The sequence below is a fragment of the Candidatus Poribacteria bacterium genome (assembly GCA_009839745.1).
In the GTDB taxonomy this organism is placed as follows: domain Bacteria; phylum Poribacteria; class WGA-4E; order WGA-4E; family WGA-3G; genus WGA-3G.
Window position 1 is genome coordinate 1 of record VXPE01000006.1, and the last position, 15,733, is coordinate 15,733.

Annotated in this window: 13 protein-coding genes and 1 pseudogene; 13 read left to right on the forward strand and 1 reads right to left on the reverse strand. The window is 47.2% G+C overall.

Annotated features, from left to right (window positions below):
* Positions 1-249 precede the first annotated feature (249 nt).
* Complete coding sequence (locus F4X88_01235; protein ID MYA54894.1) at positions 250-1,224, forward strand: zinc-binding alcohol dehydrogenase; 975 nt, start codon at positions 250-252, stop codon at positions 1,222-1,224.
* A 188-nt stretch (positions 1,225-1,412) separates the two neighbouring features.
* Here F4X88_01235 and F4X88_01240 read toward each other — a convergent pair whose 3' ends face one another.
* Entirely contained in the window at positions 1,413-2,303 is an 891-nt protein-coding gene (locus F4X88_01240; protein MYA54895.1) for an EamA family transporter, read from the reverse strand.
* A gap of 91 nt (positions 2,304-2,394) precedes the next feature.
* Between F4X88_01240 and F4X88_01245 the strand changes: the two are divergent.
* The 12 genes and pseudogenes from F4X88_01245 to F4X88_01300 all read left to right on the forward strand — a co-directional run bounded on the left by F4X88_01245 (position 2,395) and on the right by F4X88_01300 (position 15,703).
* Positions 2,395-2,727 (forward strand): annotated as a pseudogene (locus F4X88_01245) (cyclase family protein).
* 467 nt (positions 2,728-3,194) lie between these two features.
* Entirely contained in the window at positions 3,195-3,536 is a 342-nt protein-coding gene (locus F4X88_01250) for a hypothetical protein (protein MYA54896.1), read from the forward strand.
* 42 nt (positions 3,537-3,578) lie between these two features.
* A complete protein-coding gene (locus F4X88_01255; protein ID MYA54897.1) occupies positions 3,579-4,403 on the forward strand; it encodes a hypothetical protein in 825 nt (274 codons plus the stop codon).
* A gap of 116 nt (positions 4,404-4,519) precedes the next feature.
* Entirely contained in the window at positions 4,520-5,173 is a 654-nt protein-coding gene (locus F4X88_01260) for a methyltransferase domain-containing protein (protein ID MYA54898.1), read from the forward strand.
* A gap of 302 nt (positions 5,174-5,475) precedes the next feature.
* Positions 5,476-8,052, forward strand: coding sequence for a DUF4011 domain-containing protein (locus tag F4X88_01265; protein ID MYA54899.1), 2,577 nt, complete (start codon positions 5,476-5,478; stop codon positions 8,050-8,052).
* 32 nt (positions 8,053-8,084) lie between these two features.
* On the forward strand, positions 8,085-10,181 hold the full coding sequence (locus tag F4X88_01270; protein ID MYA54900.1) for a DUF3320 domain-containing protein: 2,097 nt from the start codon (positions 8,085-8,087) through the stop codon (positions 10,179-10,181).
* 84 nt (positions 10,182-10,265) lie between these two features.
* Positions 10,266-10,673: a hypothetical protein gene (locus F4X88_01275; GenBank protein ID MYA54901.1), complete on the forward strand. Its 408-nt coding sequence runs from the start codon at positions 10,266-10,268 to the stop codon at positions 10,671-10,673.
* 141 nt (positions 10,674-10,814) lie between these two features.
* Positions 10,815-11,027, forward strand: coding sequence for a hypothetical protein (locus tag F4X88_01280; protein ID MYA54902.1), 213 nt, complete (start codon positions 10,815-10,817; stop codon positions 11,025-11,027).
* Positions 11,028-11,303: 276 nt separating this feature from the next.
* Positions 11,304-12,305: a LamG domain-containing protein gene (locus tag F4X88_01285; GenBank protein MYA54903.1), complete on the forward strand. Its 1,002-nt coding sequence runs from the start codon at positions 11,304-11,306 to the stop codon at positions 12,303-12,305.
* 27 nt (positions 12,306-12,332) lie between these two features.
* Positions 12,333-12,908 (forward strand): Uma2 family endonuclease, encoded by a 576-nt coding sequence (locus tag F4X88_01290; GenBank protein ID MYA54904.1) that lies wholly within the window; start codon positions 12,333-12,335, stop codon positions 12,906-12,908.
* A 63-nt stretch (positions 12,909-12,971) separates the two neighbouring features.
* The gene (locus tag F4X88_01295) at positions 12,972-14,591 is read left to right on the forward strand and encodes a 2,3-bisphosphoglycerate-independent phosphoglycerate mutase (protein MYA54905.1); all 1,620 of its coding nucleotides are present in this window, start codon (positions 12,972-12,974) and stop codon (positions 14,589-14,591) included.
* 116 nt (positions 14,592-14,707) lie between these two features.
* On the forward strand, positions 14,708-15,703 hold the full coding sequence (locus F4X88_01300) for a ribose-phosphate pyrophosphokinase (GenBank protein MYA54906.1): 996 nt from the start codon (positions 14,708-14,710) through the stop codon (positions 15,701-15,703).
* Positions 15,704-15,733 lie beyond the last annotated feature (30 nt).

Genomic DNA, 15,733 nt, shown 5'->3' on the forward strand with positions numbered 1-15,733 from the left:
CAAAAGGGTTCTCTTTATTCAAAAAATTGGGAAATTAATTATCAAACTCACGTTACTCTATCTATTTTGAGCTTTAGGATAGGTTCGTAGTAGTGCGATTTATCGCACGTTAACAACGGGCATTGTCCCGCAAGTCCACACGCGACTTGCGCAGGGTTTCCCTACTACAAACAGGATCACTTGTAATATGAAACTTGGCAAAGTAGTGGTTGACGCTCTTTGTGTGCCTACCACTTTAAGGAGACAAGCATGCCAAAAGAATTAATCGCGGTTGCCCCGCGGCAACCCGTTTTGAGAGAATATGAGGAGGGTCCCGTCCCCGCGGATAGTGTTCGGGTTCAAGTCGAATTCGGGGCACCCAAGCGCGGTACCGAGCTGACAGCCTACTACGGATACAACAACCCAAGTTTTCCTCTGAGACTTGGGAATATGTGTGTCGGAAAAATTGTTGAAATTGGCGACGACGTTGAGGGTTTCGAGATTGGAGAGCGCGTCGCGAACCATGGGCATCTCAAGGAGACACACACATGGCCTGCAGACAGGGTCCTCAAGATGCCCGAGCGAATGACGTGGAAAGAGGCGGTCTGCTACGATCCAGCGCATTTCGCTATGTCCGCGATTCGTGATGGAAAAGTGCGTGTTGGTGAACGGGTCGCTGTCTTTGGGCTGGGTGCGATTGGGTTGATGACGGTGCAAATGGCGCGGATCGCGGGGGCTGATTTCGTCGCTGCCGTGGACCCGATTGAAAGACGGCGGAAAGTCGCTGAAAAGACGGGGGCGGAACTTGTCATTGACCCGACTGCCTCTAATGTTGCGGAGGTACTCAAAGAAGCGACCGGTGGACTTGGTGTTGATGTGGCTGTAGAAACCAGCGCAATCTACGAGGCACTCGATGATGCCCTTCGCAGCGTCACTTTTGAGGGAACAATCGTCTATGCGGGACGCGCGAAAGCGTGTACGGGTGGGCTTGACCTCGGTGCTGTCGCACACGTCAATATTCCGAACATCATCTTCGCACGCGCCAACAGCGATCCGAATCGCGATCATCCGCGTTGGAATTTCAAGCGGATTATTGATACCTGTTGGAAGTGGCTTGCTGCAGGACGATTTGACTGTGAAGCTGTCGTTGATCCAGTGGTGCCGTTTGAAGATTCAGTTGAAGCCTACATAGAGATGGACAATCACCCCGAACGGAGCGTCAAATTGGGGGTCTCCTTCGGTTGAAGTTTTTTAATTCTGTAAGCTTGGGCTGCTGTGTCCGTTGTCCTTGCAGGTTTCTGGTTATGTCTCGGATGGATTTGAGGATTTTGGTGTTAAAAATTAACCAGCATTGTAGCCTGCAACACCGGCGCAGGCGGATTTGAGAAACGACGGTAAAGTTTTAACGCACGTCGTTTAACCGCAAGGAAAAATTAAAAATTGGCAATCAAGAAGATGCCGAGTACCATCATCACGGCTGCGATCAAGCGGCGTTTTGTATAGGTTTCTTTCAAGGCGTATCCACCGAGCAGAACAACGAAAATGACAGAGCACTGCCGAACCGCAGTCACGTAGCTGACCTTCTCTGTCATTAAGACGTAGAGGATGAGCGAATAAGAGATCAGCGAAAGACTCACAACAGCAAGGCTCCGCTTCCATTCCGTGCGTCCAATCTCGAGAATCTGCTGGCGCGGAAACCGAACGAGGCAGGACAACCCGTAGAAAACTTGCGAGATACTGTTCTCCATTAAATAGTAGGTCACGGCTCGCCACAAAGGAGCCTCTGTTGAGTAGCGATGAAATTCAAGCATCCCCTGTTTGTCTATGAGTGAGTACCCAATGACGCTGGCGAGGGTGGCGTAAGCCCAGAGGGCATCATGTTGGCGTAGGAAGCGAAAGAACGCTTTGAATTGTATACGTGCTTCGCGTTGTTGGTAGAGCAGTATGGAAGCCATCACACAGAGAATGCCTATCAAACCTGGCACGGAAATGCGTTCCTTCAAAAAAAGAAAGGCGAAGAGCGGTAGGAAAGCTGGGGCAGCACGCGCAATCGGATAGATGAATGAGATCTCACCAACGGTATACGCGTGCGTCAAAAACAGCTTATATAACAGATGAACAAAGGCGGAGGCAACAATATAGCCCCATACCGGTTTCGGGACTACCGGTTGCTTAATGCCAAAGGCAATAAAGGCTATGACTATGGTGTAAAATCCACACCAGAAAAAGAGGATGCGTGTATCTCTGCTGGATTTACCGTAGAAATTCCATAAAGCATGGCAAAATGCTGACAGTAGAATTAAGGCAATTGAAGTGAAAGCCATAGGAGGTAATTATGTTCAAAAAACCGAAAAAATACAAGATTTTTATTTTGTTTCGGTTTATCTTCGGTATACTTGCCCTCACGGCAACCGCACGGGTTGGGGGAAGTTCTGGATGACGGATAACGATCGCTACGGTGCCACAGAGCCCGGTATCAGATTGGAGGCGGGACAATACCTCGTCGATCAGAAGATTGTGATGTTATGTGCCGATAACTGGGGAATCGAAGTTGTCCCGAATCCCGATGAAACCCTTGCCTTTCCAGTGCATCAGCTGTTTCTCGTTAAACACGGAATTTACAACCTTGAGAACATAATCACAGAGGAGTTAGCGGCGGCGAAGGTTTACGAATTCGCCTTCTGTTTCGCACCGCTACGTCTCAAAGGGGCGACGGGTTCCCCCGGCAATCCGATCGCCATTTTTTAATTATACCTTGCGGTTCGTTCAGGCGGGTCTATGTGATGATGGGCTTTTCCGTAGACCCGCCTTCCACTTCGTTTCAGGCTACATGCGCGAACCATTTTCGCACAACACGCCCGCGCCCTGGTCAACCCTTCCTATCCCCGTATCTGCACAAATCCGTGCAAGTATCTTCTTGTTTGCCCCGTTTCGTGCAGTCAGCATACGTTTCAAACTCACTAAATCCGTAATATCTCCTGTTTTTTCACTGTTTCAAATTGGCATAGAAATTGCTATTTACTTGACAATATTAAGGCAGAGGTGTTCATTGTGGGATCCAAATTTTCCAGCAGACTTTTTTAAAAATGAACAGATTTGCGCTCCCTTTATACTTAGTGTTTATCGCAGGTATTTTAGTGGCAGGATGTACAGCACCAGCACATTTAAGGGATAGGCCACATGTCTCTACCTTAGAACTCTCGTCAGAGGAAAAAATGCAGCAAACTATAGGCAGATGGAGAGGCATACACATCTCAAAGGCTATTCAGAAATGGGGATCGCCGGGCGAAGTCAACGATGACGGAACAGGTTGGCAAACCTATATCTGGCAAATTCCTGTCCACGGTTTCTTACCCAAGCAAGAAAGCCGTATATTGGGATCCCAACGCCAACAAGGGCATCCGATCCACTCCCGCGGTATGCGGAAAGTAAGTGGAACATACATATCCACCGGTTATACCTACCAACTTACGTTTTATACACGTCCAAACGGTATAATCTCCAAAACCGACATAAAAAAGAATCATGACCTCGCAAGTGAATTTAAGTGGAAGTAGAAACGCGTCTCTCAAGAAAAATAAGGCTTCAGAAAATAAACAATGAAAATACCGACAATTTCTATCGCATCACATCGTATCACACGACTCATCATTGGTGGTAACCCCTATAGCGGCATTTCGCACCATTCTCCAGCGGCATCGAAAGCCATGGAGGATTACTATACGACGCACCAAATTATGGCAGACCTCCGGCAAGCAGAGGAGAACGGCATTAACACCGTCCTCGCTCGCGCCGATAGGCACATCATGCGGACACTCAACGAATACTGGAACGCAGGCGGCACCATTCAGTGGATCGCTCAGACACCGAAAGATACAGAATACGCCAACCTCGACGACTACCTACAGATTATTGCACGCTATAGACCGATTGCTATCTACCATCACGGCGGCACAACCGATAAATTATATTCAGAAGGACGACTCGGTTCCTTACGCGACGGACTCAAACGTATCCGCGACCTCGGTTATGCAGCCGGACTCGGCACGCACGATCCACAGGTCCTCAAGTACTGCTACACTGAAGGGTATGATGTTGACTTTTATGTTTGTGCATTGTATAATCATACGAAACACAGGGAGCTCTATCTGCCAGACGATCGCTATGCCGCGTTCGCCGCGATACAGGCAATACCGATACCGATAATCGCCATAAAGGTATTAGCCGCCGGTCGCAACGAGCCGCGTGATGCCTTTCAACTCGCGCTTGAGAATATCAAGCCCACGGACGCGATGGCGGTCGGCATGTACACGCAATTTCAACCCGATCAAATTCGCGAAAATGCATGGACTGTTGCAAAATTAGTGTCTGAACCAAAATTGTCAGGGTTCGAGGATTTACAGGATTCGAGGGAATATTCTTAGTGCTTGGTCAATTTTGCGATTGGAGAGAATTGGGTTCGTAGTAGGGCAATTCATTGCCCGTCGCGAAGCAGAATAAATTGTGCTGCTACCAGCACATCCGAGAAAGACCCAACGTAATGAGACGAATTGTAGAACCAGAAGTCATGGATACAGCGGAAGCCGCCGAAGCCTACGATGCGATGGAGCACGGTGAGGTTGACCAGGCTTTTGTAGATCGCGTTGTCGCGCTCGGTGCGAGCACTGGACATTTTCTGGATGTCGGCACCGGTCCCGCGCAGATTCCCATCCTCCTCGCCCAACATTGTCCCGATATCCACATCACCGCCATCGATCTGTCCGAAGAGATGCTAAAGATAGCGAAGCGTCACGTCGCAGATGCCGGTCTCACCGATCGGATAACCCTTGAATGCGTCGATGCCAAAACCCTACCTTACCCCGACAACACCTTTGACGGACTCATCTCCAACAGCATTGTGCATCACATCCACGACGCGATGAGCGCACTCAAAGAGATGGGGCGAGTTGCCCGCCCGCAAGGAACAGTTCTCATCCGCGATCTCATCCGTCCTGAAACACCCGCAGATGCGCAAGCCTTTGTAGACTTGTATGCCGCTGACGATACCCCTTACCAACAGAAACTCTACTACGACTCCTTCCTCGCCGCGTTCACCATCGCCGAAGTCAATGAGATGTTAGCACAGATGGGCCTGCCGAGTGCTGCTGTCGTCCAAAGCACGGATCGCCACTGGTCCATTGAGCGCAGCGTTTAGTATATCATTACCTTGCTATTTTCACTATCCTCCCTCGCGCGACCGAACTTACAGAGGCATTCAACTTTTAGTTGTCTGAATCGCTGATGACCCGGGCGACGCGGGTAACGCGGATTTGTAAATATCTGTTATCCAAAACTGATTCGGAATTAGAGTATTTTCCAAAGGGTCGAATGGCTCTGACTGAAATTCCTAAAAGGCTTGATTTAGAGTAGATTTTTTGATATGCTTATATGTGTTGAAAGTCTTTTTAGATTAATTGACAAAGGTTAACTTAACAATCAAATTACGAAGTGGATGAGATGGATTCTATAGAAAAAAAATTAAACGAGGCGCGATCTGAACTCCTTGACTTGGGTTTGCGTAATCCGCTGATTAACTACAAACTTCTCAAAGCACGAGGGATTGAAGTTATTGATGAATCTCCGCCGGATATTTATCAAATTCTTGTACAAGATAGGAAGGCGATGTCTTTCCTACCAAAGCGTGAATCTGACGAAGATGCCCTTTTTTTCTTTGAAGATGATGAGGTGGAAAATGATCCGACGCGGTATACCGATAGCAAGCTTCAAACAAACCATTTATCAACAGAGCTTCAGAGGCGTTTGTTGAATACCTATTATACGGCGCGAACGGCTATTGAAGAGCAAGGGATGACTACACTCTATCTTGCGTTGGGTATACTTGAATGGTATGAATCTGAATCAAGTGAGATACTGCACCGTGCTCCACTAATTTTGGTCCCTGTGGAGATCCATCGGACCAGTGTACGCGCCAGTTTCCGTGTTCAATACACAGAGGAAGATATTGGAACGAATCTTTCCCTTCAGGAGAAACTCAAAACCGAGTTTAGTATCCAATTACCGGATCTTCCCGAAGCGGATGGCCTTGACCAGTCCAACATTCAGAATTATTTTCAAGCCGTAAGTGAGTCGATTAATGGTTTTGATCGGTGGTCGGTTGATGCCTCTGCGATTGCACTGGGCTTTTTCTCGTTTGCTAAGTTTCTGATGTACTGCGATTTAGATGCTAAAAATTGGTCTGATAATGTCTTAACTGAACATCCTATACTGCGATCAGTCTTAGTAAATGGATTTCGAGAACCAAAACCATCCATTGACGATAGCGTCCCCAATGTTGACAAACACCTGATACCTGCTAATACATATCATGTAGTTGATGCGGACAGTTCGCAAGCATTGGCTATTCACGATGTGAGTCAAGGACGAAATCTTATTATCCAAGGTCCGCCGGGGACTGGAAAATCCCAAACCATTACCAACCTGATTGCAGAAGCTGTCGCAAAGAAAAAACACGTACTGTTTGTGGCAGAAAAGATGGCAGCTTTGGAGGTAGTCAAGCGCAACCTTGACAAGGTAGGACTTGGAGATGCTTGTCTGGAACTACATAGCCATAAGATGAGCAAAAAAGCAGTGGTTGATGAGCTAAGGCGAGTTCTTGATCTTGTTGAACCAACAAATTCTGAACAGGATGTAAAGGCCCTACTCAGTAACCGCGACGAGTTAAACAGGTACTGTGAGGCAATTAACACGCCAATTGGCGAAAGCGGGATTACTCCTTATCAGGGATATGGAGAAATTTTAGCCGTGGAACGTCGCCTTTTAGATGTGAAAACTCCAGATTTGGATTCTCATAAATTTCAACATTCGGTATCTGAATTTAAAGAAGGGTTGGAACGGACAGAAAGCTTACAGGTGCATCTTAAGCAGATGGGAGTACCAACAAAGCATCCGTTTTGGGGCAGCCTTTGCAAGCACTTTCTTCCGGCTGACAGAGAATCGCTAGAAAGGTCGGCGGTAGAAGCGAAAGAAGCAGTTATAGCACTCAAAAATTCATCTGCTCAACTTGCAGAACACCTTAAACTCAAGCCACCGGATACGTGTGAGACTGTTGAAAGTCTCATTCGTGCGGCACACCGTGCCTTAGCCGCTCCGAACTTGGCAGGGACTTCTGTGAAATCAACAGAATGGAGAACACATAGTAGCGATTTAGAAATAGGATTAAATGCAGGAGAACGGTTGAGTGAACTCCATAGCACACACGACCATATTCTTATCCCTGAAGCCTGGAAACAAAATGTTCTGGAGATTCGGCAGATATTGGCGGTTTATGGAAGTAAGAGGTGGCGCGTATTTTCGGGGAAATATCGACGTGCTCACAATGAACTTGCAGGCTTATGCTCACAACAACTGCCCAAAATTCAAGATGCGCAACTCCGTATGGTTGATGCGATTCTTGAAGGGCAACGCGAACTGCCGTATTTTGAAAAGATAGAAGGACTCGGACAAGAACTATTTGGGACGCTTTGGAAGGGGAAGGCATCAAGCTGGCCTCAACTGCGAAGGATCGTCCAATATCTTTCAGCACTCTATAAGTCGGTAGAGGATAATGAGTTGCCGGAAGCGTTGATTGTGTATCTTGCATCAAACCCAGATTTGGGGACACTTAAGTCACTGGTGACAACGGTTGAGGAACATCAGAGCAACTATCCACATCTTCTTCAGACTGTGATTAATAAGATTCAATTGGACGAAACAGTGTTTGCCAGAGGCGATAATGGGTTGAGATCACTTCCTCTCACAAAGCAAGCGCAAGTTCTGGAGCGTTGGGAACACGAATCAGAAAAACTTCAAGAGATCGTCACCTACAACCACTTGGTAGAAGTTTTAAAAGATAGCGACTTCGCTGAAATTGTAGAGGTCGCAAACGATTGGGCGGAAGCCAGTGAGTTTTTATCAGATGTACTCAAGCGGACTTGGTACAGTGCCTGCGTTGAAACAGCAATTCGGGAACGCCCAATTCTTGCAAAATTTAGTAGCGATGTCCATCAAAATATCGTCGAAAATTCAAGAAATTAGACCGTAGTTCACTTGAATATAATAAAGCCAAAGTGGCATATAAACATTGGGAACACTTGCCTCGCTCCGAAACCTCCAGTGGACAGTTGGGGCTGCTCAGGCGTGAATTTGAAAAAAAGCGGAGGCATCTGCCAATTCGCGGATTGATAAGCAAGGCAGGCAATGCGGTACAAGCAATTAAGCCCGTATTCATGATGAGTCCGCTCTCAGTAGCGAAGTTCCTACCCCCTAACAGTATTGACTTTGATTGGGTGATTTTTGACGAGGCCAGCCAAGTTAAACCTGTTGACGCTTTCGGAGCGATTATTCGGGGCGAACAAACAATTGTCGTTGGGGATAGTTGTCAACTTCCGCCAACCGATTTCTTTGATAAACACATAGGAGATAATGCCGAAAACACGGAGGAAAACCTAATTGGTGATACGGAGAGCATTTTGGGACTGTTTAGAGCCCAGAATGCGCCGGAACGCATGTTACGATGGCACTATCGCAGTCGACATGAATCACTAATTACCGTCTCTAACATCGAATTCTACGAAAATAGACTCCAACTCTTTCCAAGCCCTGATGTCGCGAAGGAAGAAGTCGGTTTGGTTTATCACCTTCTAACTGATACTGCTTATGACCGTGGTGGCAGTAGGAGCAACCCTGAAGAAGCCCGAATAGTGGCAGATAAAATTATGGAACACGCACGTTCACGTCCCAATTTGACACTCGGCGTGGCGACGTTTAGTACATCCCAAATGCAAGCAGTTCAAGATCAACTTGAACTCCTACGACGAGAAAATCCATTATACGAAAAAACATTCTTTAATGATCATCCTGAAGAACCGTTTTTTGTCAAAAATTTGGAAAACGTTCAAGGAGATGAGCGTGATGTCATTTTCATTAGCATTGGCTATGGGCACACTGCTGATGGCAAACTCACAATGAACTTCGGTCCCCTTAATCAAGATGGCGGAGAGCGACGGTTGAACGTATTGATTACGCGAGCTCGCAGACGTTGTGAAGTGTTCACCAATTTGACTGCTGATGATATTGACCTTGGTCGTACCAACGCCCGCGGCATCGTAGCACTCAAACGTTACCTCAAATATGCACAGACAGGCAAAACTGATATCGCGGTACCAACTGGCCGGGAGGCGGATTCGCCATTTGAAGTGGAGGTGGCAGATGCTCTATGTGGATGCGGCTATGAAATTGATCATCAAATCGGTTCTGCCGGTTATTTCATTGACCTTGGTATCAAAGATTCAGAACGCCCAGGACGTTATCTGTTGGGTATTGAGTGCGACGGAGCAACTTATCATAGTGCGCAATCAGCCCGAGACAGAGATCGACTAAGGCAGCAAGTACTTGAAGGACTCGGTTGGTGTATTCATCGTATCTGGAGCACCGATTGGTTTAGAGCCCCAAACAAGGAGCTCAGAAAGGTAGTTGAAGCGATCGAAGCAGCTAAGACACACATTACTTCTCCACATGTTCCTACTTCTGAAAACAGCATTCCTTATTCCAATGAAGGCGGGGAAGAACCAAAGTCAGAAGTTGAAACAACTGTCGATCCGACCCCGAAGTTAAACTCTCGGTCCGAAAAGTACAAAGTCGCTGAACCTATCATTTCAACTCATGGGCGTGATTTACATACTGTTCCATTATATACAATGGCAAAATGGGTTCAGCGAGTTGTTGAAATTGAAAGTCCGGTGCATATTGACGAAGTTACGAGGCGTATCACAAATGCTGTTGGGATAAGTCGGATCGGCAATCGCATTCGAAACACGGTTGGAATCGCTGCGCATCAGGCTGCGCGTTCTAAAAGTATTCAGATCCAGGGAAAGTTTCTCTATTGGATAGAGCAAGATCAAGTCCTCGTGCGAGACCGGAGCGGACTCCCGAATGCCTCACGAAAATTGGAACTCATCGCACCTGAAGAGTTACAGATAGCCATCAAACAAGTTGTATCGGACGCTTTGGGGATAGAGCGGGACGATTTAACCCGCGAGGCTTGCAAGTTGTTCGGCTTTAAAACCGCCAGCGGAAATATGCGACAAAAAGTTGAGAAAGTTATAGGTGAGATGATTGAACATGGGGTCTTGAAGGCAAAGGGTAATTCGCTACTACTGGATTAAGCTGTCTGGCAAAGTGGTTTGATATTTGCCCTGGAATGTGTTAATATGTGATTATTGAATTTGGAGCGAAGGATGTGAAGAAGAATGAACGATGGGTTTAGCGAAGATCGGGACTTGTCGCGAATCCCAAGTGAAGTTACGACCCGTGTGCTGAAATTAGACGTACGGCAACATGATATTCATCGGAACCTGGGAAGTATTGGAGCGGAAATAGCAGCTTTCTATCTGGATGGACTCAAAATCCTGCATGATGGAAACTTGCAAACTGCGGCAAGTCTCTTAGGACATCTCGCTAAAGAAATTGATAGTGGCTTAAAAGATCTTCTGCCAACAAAAAAGGATACTAAGAAAATATTTAAGCTACTTGATGGAAAAGGTTTTGCCCAACCAAAACAAATTGCATTAATCTTAGCGGCTCCAAACTTTAGTACTAGTAGTCGTTCAACTTTGAGTTTGAGAGTGGGGTTTCCTGAAGATGTCGGGTTTCGATGACGCTCTACCCGACCTACTTATCATAAACTCAATCTTGATGCACTACTAGGGTGGGTGAAAGCATCTATAAGGTATATTGACAAACTTCCAGGGTATGCTCTTACTTTATCAAACGTTATTAAAGCCTTGGGGAGGCATGTCTTGATAACACCCGAGGAAGTCGGGAGAATTTATTTGGAAATTCCTGAGGGTGAAATGTGGTTCTTGGGACAGACGCAAAAGAACGAGGTTGAAGAAACCATCCGGATCTTATACAAAAAGGGGCATAAGGATATTGCCAATAAAATTTGTGATCGATTCGGAAAGGCGGGTGCTGACTTCTTAAGACCTGTTTATGAGGAACATCAACATTGACAAATGTCCTGATTCAATCCATAAATTCCATCCCTAATCCGTTCAGTAGAACAACTTGAAAGAGCGATAGAAGATATGCGTCTTGAGAACACTTAGTGCCATAAGCACGAAATGTTATAGTAGATTTTGAAAATAAGTTTACACTTCTGCCCCCGGTAGGCGAGGTTTCCTAACCTCGCCGATGCAAAAAAGTGTAAAGGTAATTACGGGTTTTACTATAAATGCGAAGCATATTTTTTCGCCGAAATCGCAAGTTAAGCAGATTGTGCAGCTGATATGAATTTTAAGACGAAACACTTTCTCTTATCCGCGAAATCCACGTCATCCGTGATAATCCGAGATTTGCGGCGTACTCGCCCAAATGCGACGTGCATTCAGACAATTAACGCGTTTCGTTCGCCCATCGAATTTTCCTATCAAATCTTAATTTTTTTTACACTTCCTTTGCAAAAATGTGTTACAATGGTAACAAATCTCCAAGATACAAATCCAAAATTTTGCGCTTGCATAGGAGAAGTTGTAATGCCAAAAGTTATCTTTGTATTGTCACTGCTATTCTCACTCCTCATTATTACCAACCTCAGTATCGCCAACGTCGCAGAAGACGGACTCGTCGCTTACTGGCCCTTTGATGAAGGCAAAGGCAAAGAAGCCATAGACGTGACAGGCAACGGGCATGATGGGGAATTTCACGGTAAGCCGAAATGGGTTGAAGGAAAATTTGGCACCGGACTCGAATTTAACGGTGTAGACGATCATGTCATCGTCGCAGACGATCCCGCCTTCGCAATCGAGGAAAATATCACCCTCATGACATGGTTCAGTCCAGACGATGACCTCACCGGGCACCGCTTAATGAGTAAAAATAACTCCATCTTCGTCATCTTCGACTTCGGCGACAAAAATAGTATCGACTTTCTCGTCAAACCGAACAATACCTTCGCACAATCCACAACAACCGATTGGAAAGTGGGCGAGTGGTATCACTTCGCAGGGACGTTCGATGGAAAGACGATGAAGGTTTACATAAACGGCGAACTCGAAGGCGAAGCTGCTAACAATGTTCCAATTGCTCCGTCCGGTTTAGAACTCTGGATTGGGGGCGATGATCTCGGCAACGCCACCGACCACTTCCCGGGTAAAATTGATGAAGTCCGACTCTATGAGAAAACCTTGAGCGAAGCCGACATCCAAAAGGTCATGGAAACCCCACAGGATGTGGAAGCGCGTGGTAAACTCGCCACAACATGGGGCAAACTAAAGACAGGAATCAGATAACTCCAAAGTGAATTTACGGAGGCGCGCATGTCAACCCGTCTGGCACCGACATATTTGACCCCCGAGGAATATCTCACTTGGGAACGCAAGCAGCCCTTTAAAAACGAATACCACAATGGACAGATAGTCGCTATGTCTGGCGCGAGTCTTGCCCATAATAGCATTACGGTAGACATAACAGTCCAACTTAGCAACCAATTAATGGAAGGTGGGTGTCAACTCTTTGCCGGTGATATGCGCGTGCGGACTGCCCCAACAGTCTCCTATTACTATCCAGATGTTATCGTTGTTTGTGGTGAACCTCGTTTTGAGGATGCCACCTTTGATACGCTCCTCAATCCGATTCTTGTCGTAGAAGTGCTGTCTCCTTCAACCGCAGCGTTTGACCGCGGTGAAAAATTTGAACATTATAAGCAGATCGCATCTTTGAAAGAATATATCCTCGTCTCACAGAGCAACGTGCGTGTTGAACACTACCGGCGCCAAGGTTCCCAATGGATCCACAATACCTTTGAACATCTTGAAGATATGCTACCACTCGCTTCAATTAAATGCACGCTGCCCTTGCGTGCCATCTACAGACGCGTCATGTTCAACGCCTGATAAAATAGTATAGCATGCTTAAGACAGAATTTCACATACATCGGCACTTAAGAAGGAATCTACATGACATCCCAGCAGAAACGCCCCGTCGTTCTCATCATTCGAGACGGCTGGGGCAATAATCCGTATCCCGAATTTCAGCACGTGAACGCCGTTCATCTCGCAAAAACACCCGTAGATGACTGGCTGCGACAGAACTATCCGAACGTCCAAATCCATACCTCCGGCGAAGATGTCGGTTTACCCCCGGGTGTCATTGGCAACAGTGAAGTCGGACATCAGAACATCGGGGCAGGACGCATCGTGAATCAAGAACTCCTCCGTATCAGCACTATGATCCGTTCCGGCGAGTTTGCTCAGAATAAAGTGCTTTTGGACGCAATCGCTCATGCCAAAAAGCACGGAACACATCTCCATCTCATGGGGTTGGCAAGCGACGCTGGTGTTCACAGCTCACTTGAACATCTCTATGGTCTCCTCACACTCGCCAAGGCGAACGGACTCGAAGCTGACCAGGTTTTAATTCACAATTTCAGCGATGGACGCGACTGCCAACCAGACCTCGGTATCCAATTCTGTGAGCAGATTGAAGCGAAATTGAAGGAGATAGGCATTGGACAGATAGCTTCCGTTGTCGGGCGTTATTACGCAATGGATCGGGATGACCGGTGGGAACGGGTTGAGGTAGCATATCGTCTCCTAACCGAGGGAACTGACAACCGTGTTGCTGCCGCTGCAGATGCCTATCGGGACTATTATGACAACCCTGATGACACCAATCGTAGAGGCGATGAATTCGTCCGTCCGTCCGTAGTCCTTGGGAGCGATGGTAAACCACTTCCGCGTATCACTAATGGAGATGCTGTCATTTTCTATAACTTTCGTGGGGATCGACCCAGAGAACTCACGAAAGCCTTTTGTCTTGATGAATTCCCGTTTCAAGCAGAAGGGAAAGACGGTATCACGCGACAGATGGGATTTAAACGGAATTGCAAACCTGACGTTAAATTTGTCACAATGACCGAGTACGAACGCGGGATGCCTGTTGAAGCGGCTGTCAAAAAACCACCCAAGATGCCGAATACGCTGGGTGCTTATGTTAGCGAGATGGGACTCACGCAGTTCCGATGCGCGGAAACTGAGAAATTTCCACACGTTACCTTCTTTTTCAACGACTACCGAGATGAACCCTACAAAGGCGAAGATCGGCAGATTATCGCCTCGCCACGTGACGTAACGACCTACGATCAGAAACCGGAGATGTCCGCACCGGGTGTGACAGAAGAGATGTTGCGTCGCATCGATTCTGATACATACGATTTGATGATCCTCAACTACGCCAACGGCGACATGGTGGGGCATACCGGTTCGCTCTCAGCCGCTATCAAAGCAGTTGAGGCAGTTGATGTCGGGGTCGGAAAAATCGTTGATGCCGTGCTTAAAAAGGATGGTGCGCTCATTGTCACCGCCGACCATGGGAACTGTGAGCAGATGGTTGATCCAGAGACCGGTGGTATTCATACTGCACATACTACATACGATGTAGACCTCATCGTTGTTGATAATCAACGCAAAGGACAGCAACTCCGTGAGGGCGGACGGCTTGCCGACATTGCACCCACAACGCTCCATCTTCTCGGTTTAGATCAGCCCGCTGAGATGACAGGTGAATCACTTTTCTAATTTTCCTTGCGGTTCGGTCGCGTAATGAAATTATCTCTTAGATGGCATAATGTATCTTTGCTTTACATTTGGAGCGCAGTCCAGAGGACGATAAATTAAAAAAAGGAGATTTTGGCATGTCCCCACTGATTGACCAGCAAGTGAACGAAGATTTCAGGCTATTCGCCGGCAGCGCGAACCCGGCGTTGGCGAAAGATATCGCTGCGATTTTGGGTGTTGAACTCGGAAAAATTACAATTGAACCGTTTCCCAACCTGGAGACTCGCGTTCAGATTGAGGAAAGTATCCGAGGCACGGATATTTATGTCGTGCAGCCAACGAGTCAACCTGCCAACGAAAATCTGATGGAACTGCTCATCACGATTGACGCCATGAAACGCGCATCAGCCCGGCAGATTACCGCCATTATTCCATACTTTGGATACTCACGCCAAGATCACAAAACGACCGGGCGCGAACCGATCAGTGCGAAACTCGTCGCGAATCTCTTGACGACTGCTGGTGCCAGTCGCGTCATGGCGATTGATCTGCACGTGCCGCAGATACAAGGCTTCTTTGATATTCCTATGGATCACTTAACCGCTTTAACGACCTTGACGAATTACTTTCGCGAGAAGCAGGTTGAAAATGGTGTCATTGTTGCCCCTGATGCAGGGCGCGCTAAATTAGCAGAAAAATACGCAGATATTCTTGGACTTCCGTTAGCCATCATGCACAAGCGGCGAACCGGCGTTGATGGACAGGGCGTTAAGTTCGTCGAGCTTGTTGGAGACGTTGAAGGCAAAACCCCAATTATTACCGACGATGAAATACAAACAGGCGGGACGATTCGCCAACAAGCCATCGCCTTGGCAGAGGCGGGGGCAGAACCCGCTTATGTGTGTATCGCACACCCTATATTGGTCGGTCCGGCATTGGAACGGCTCAGTCATCCAGCGATTCGCGAAGTCGTCACCACCAATACGATCCCCGTTCCTGCTGAAAAGCAACTCGATGGGAAAGTTAAGGTGCTTTCTATCGCACCACTCCTCTCTCAAGCCATATTGAGAGTCCATCAACACCGATCGGTGAGCCAAGTTTTCCGGGATCAGCATCTCGATTTCCCTGTCTAAGGTTTATGGAGGCACGCATGTCATCTGTTT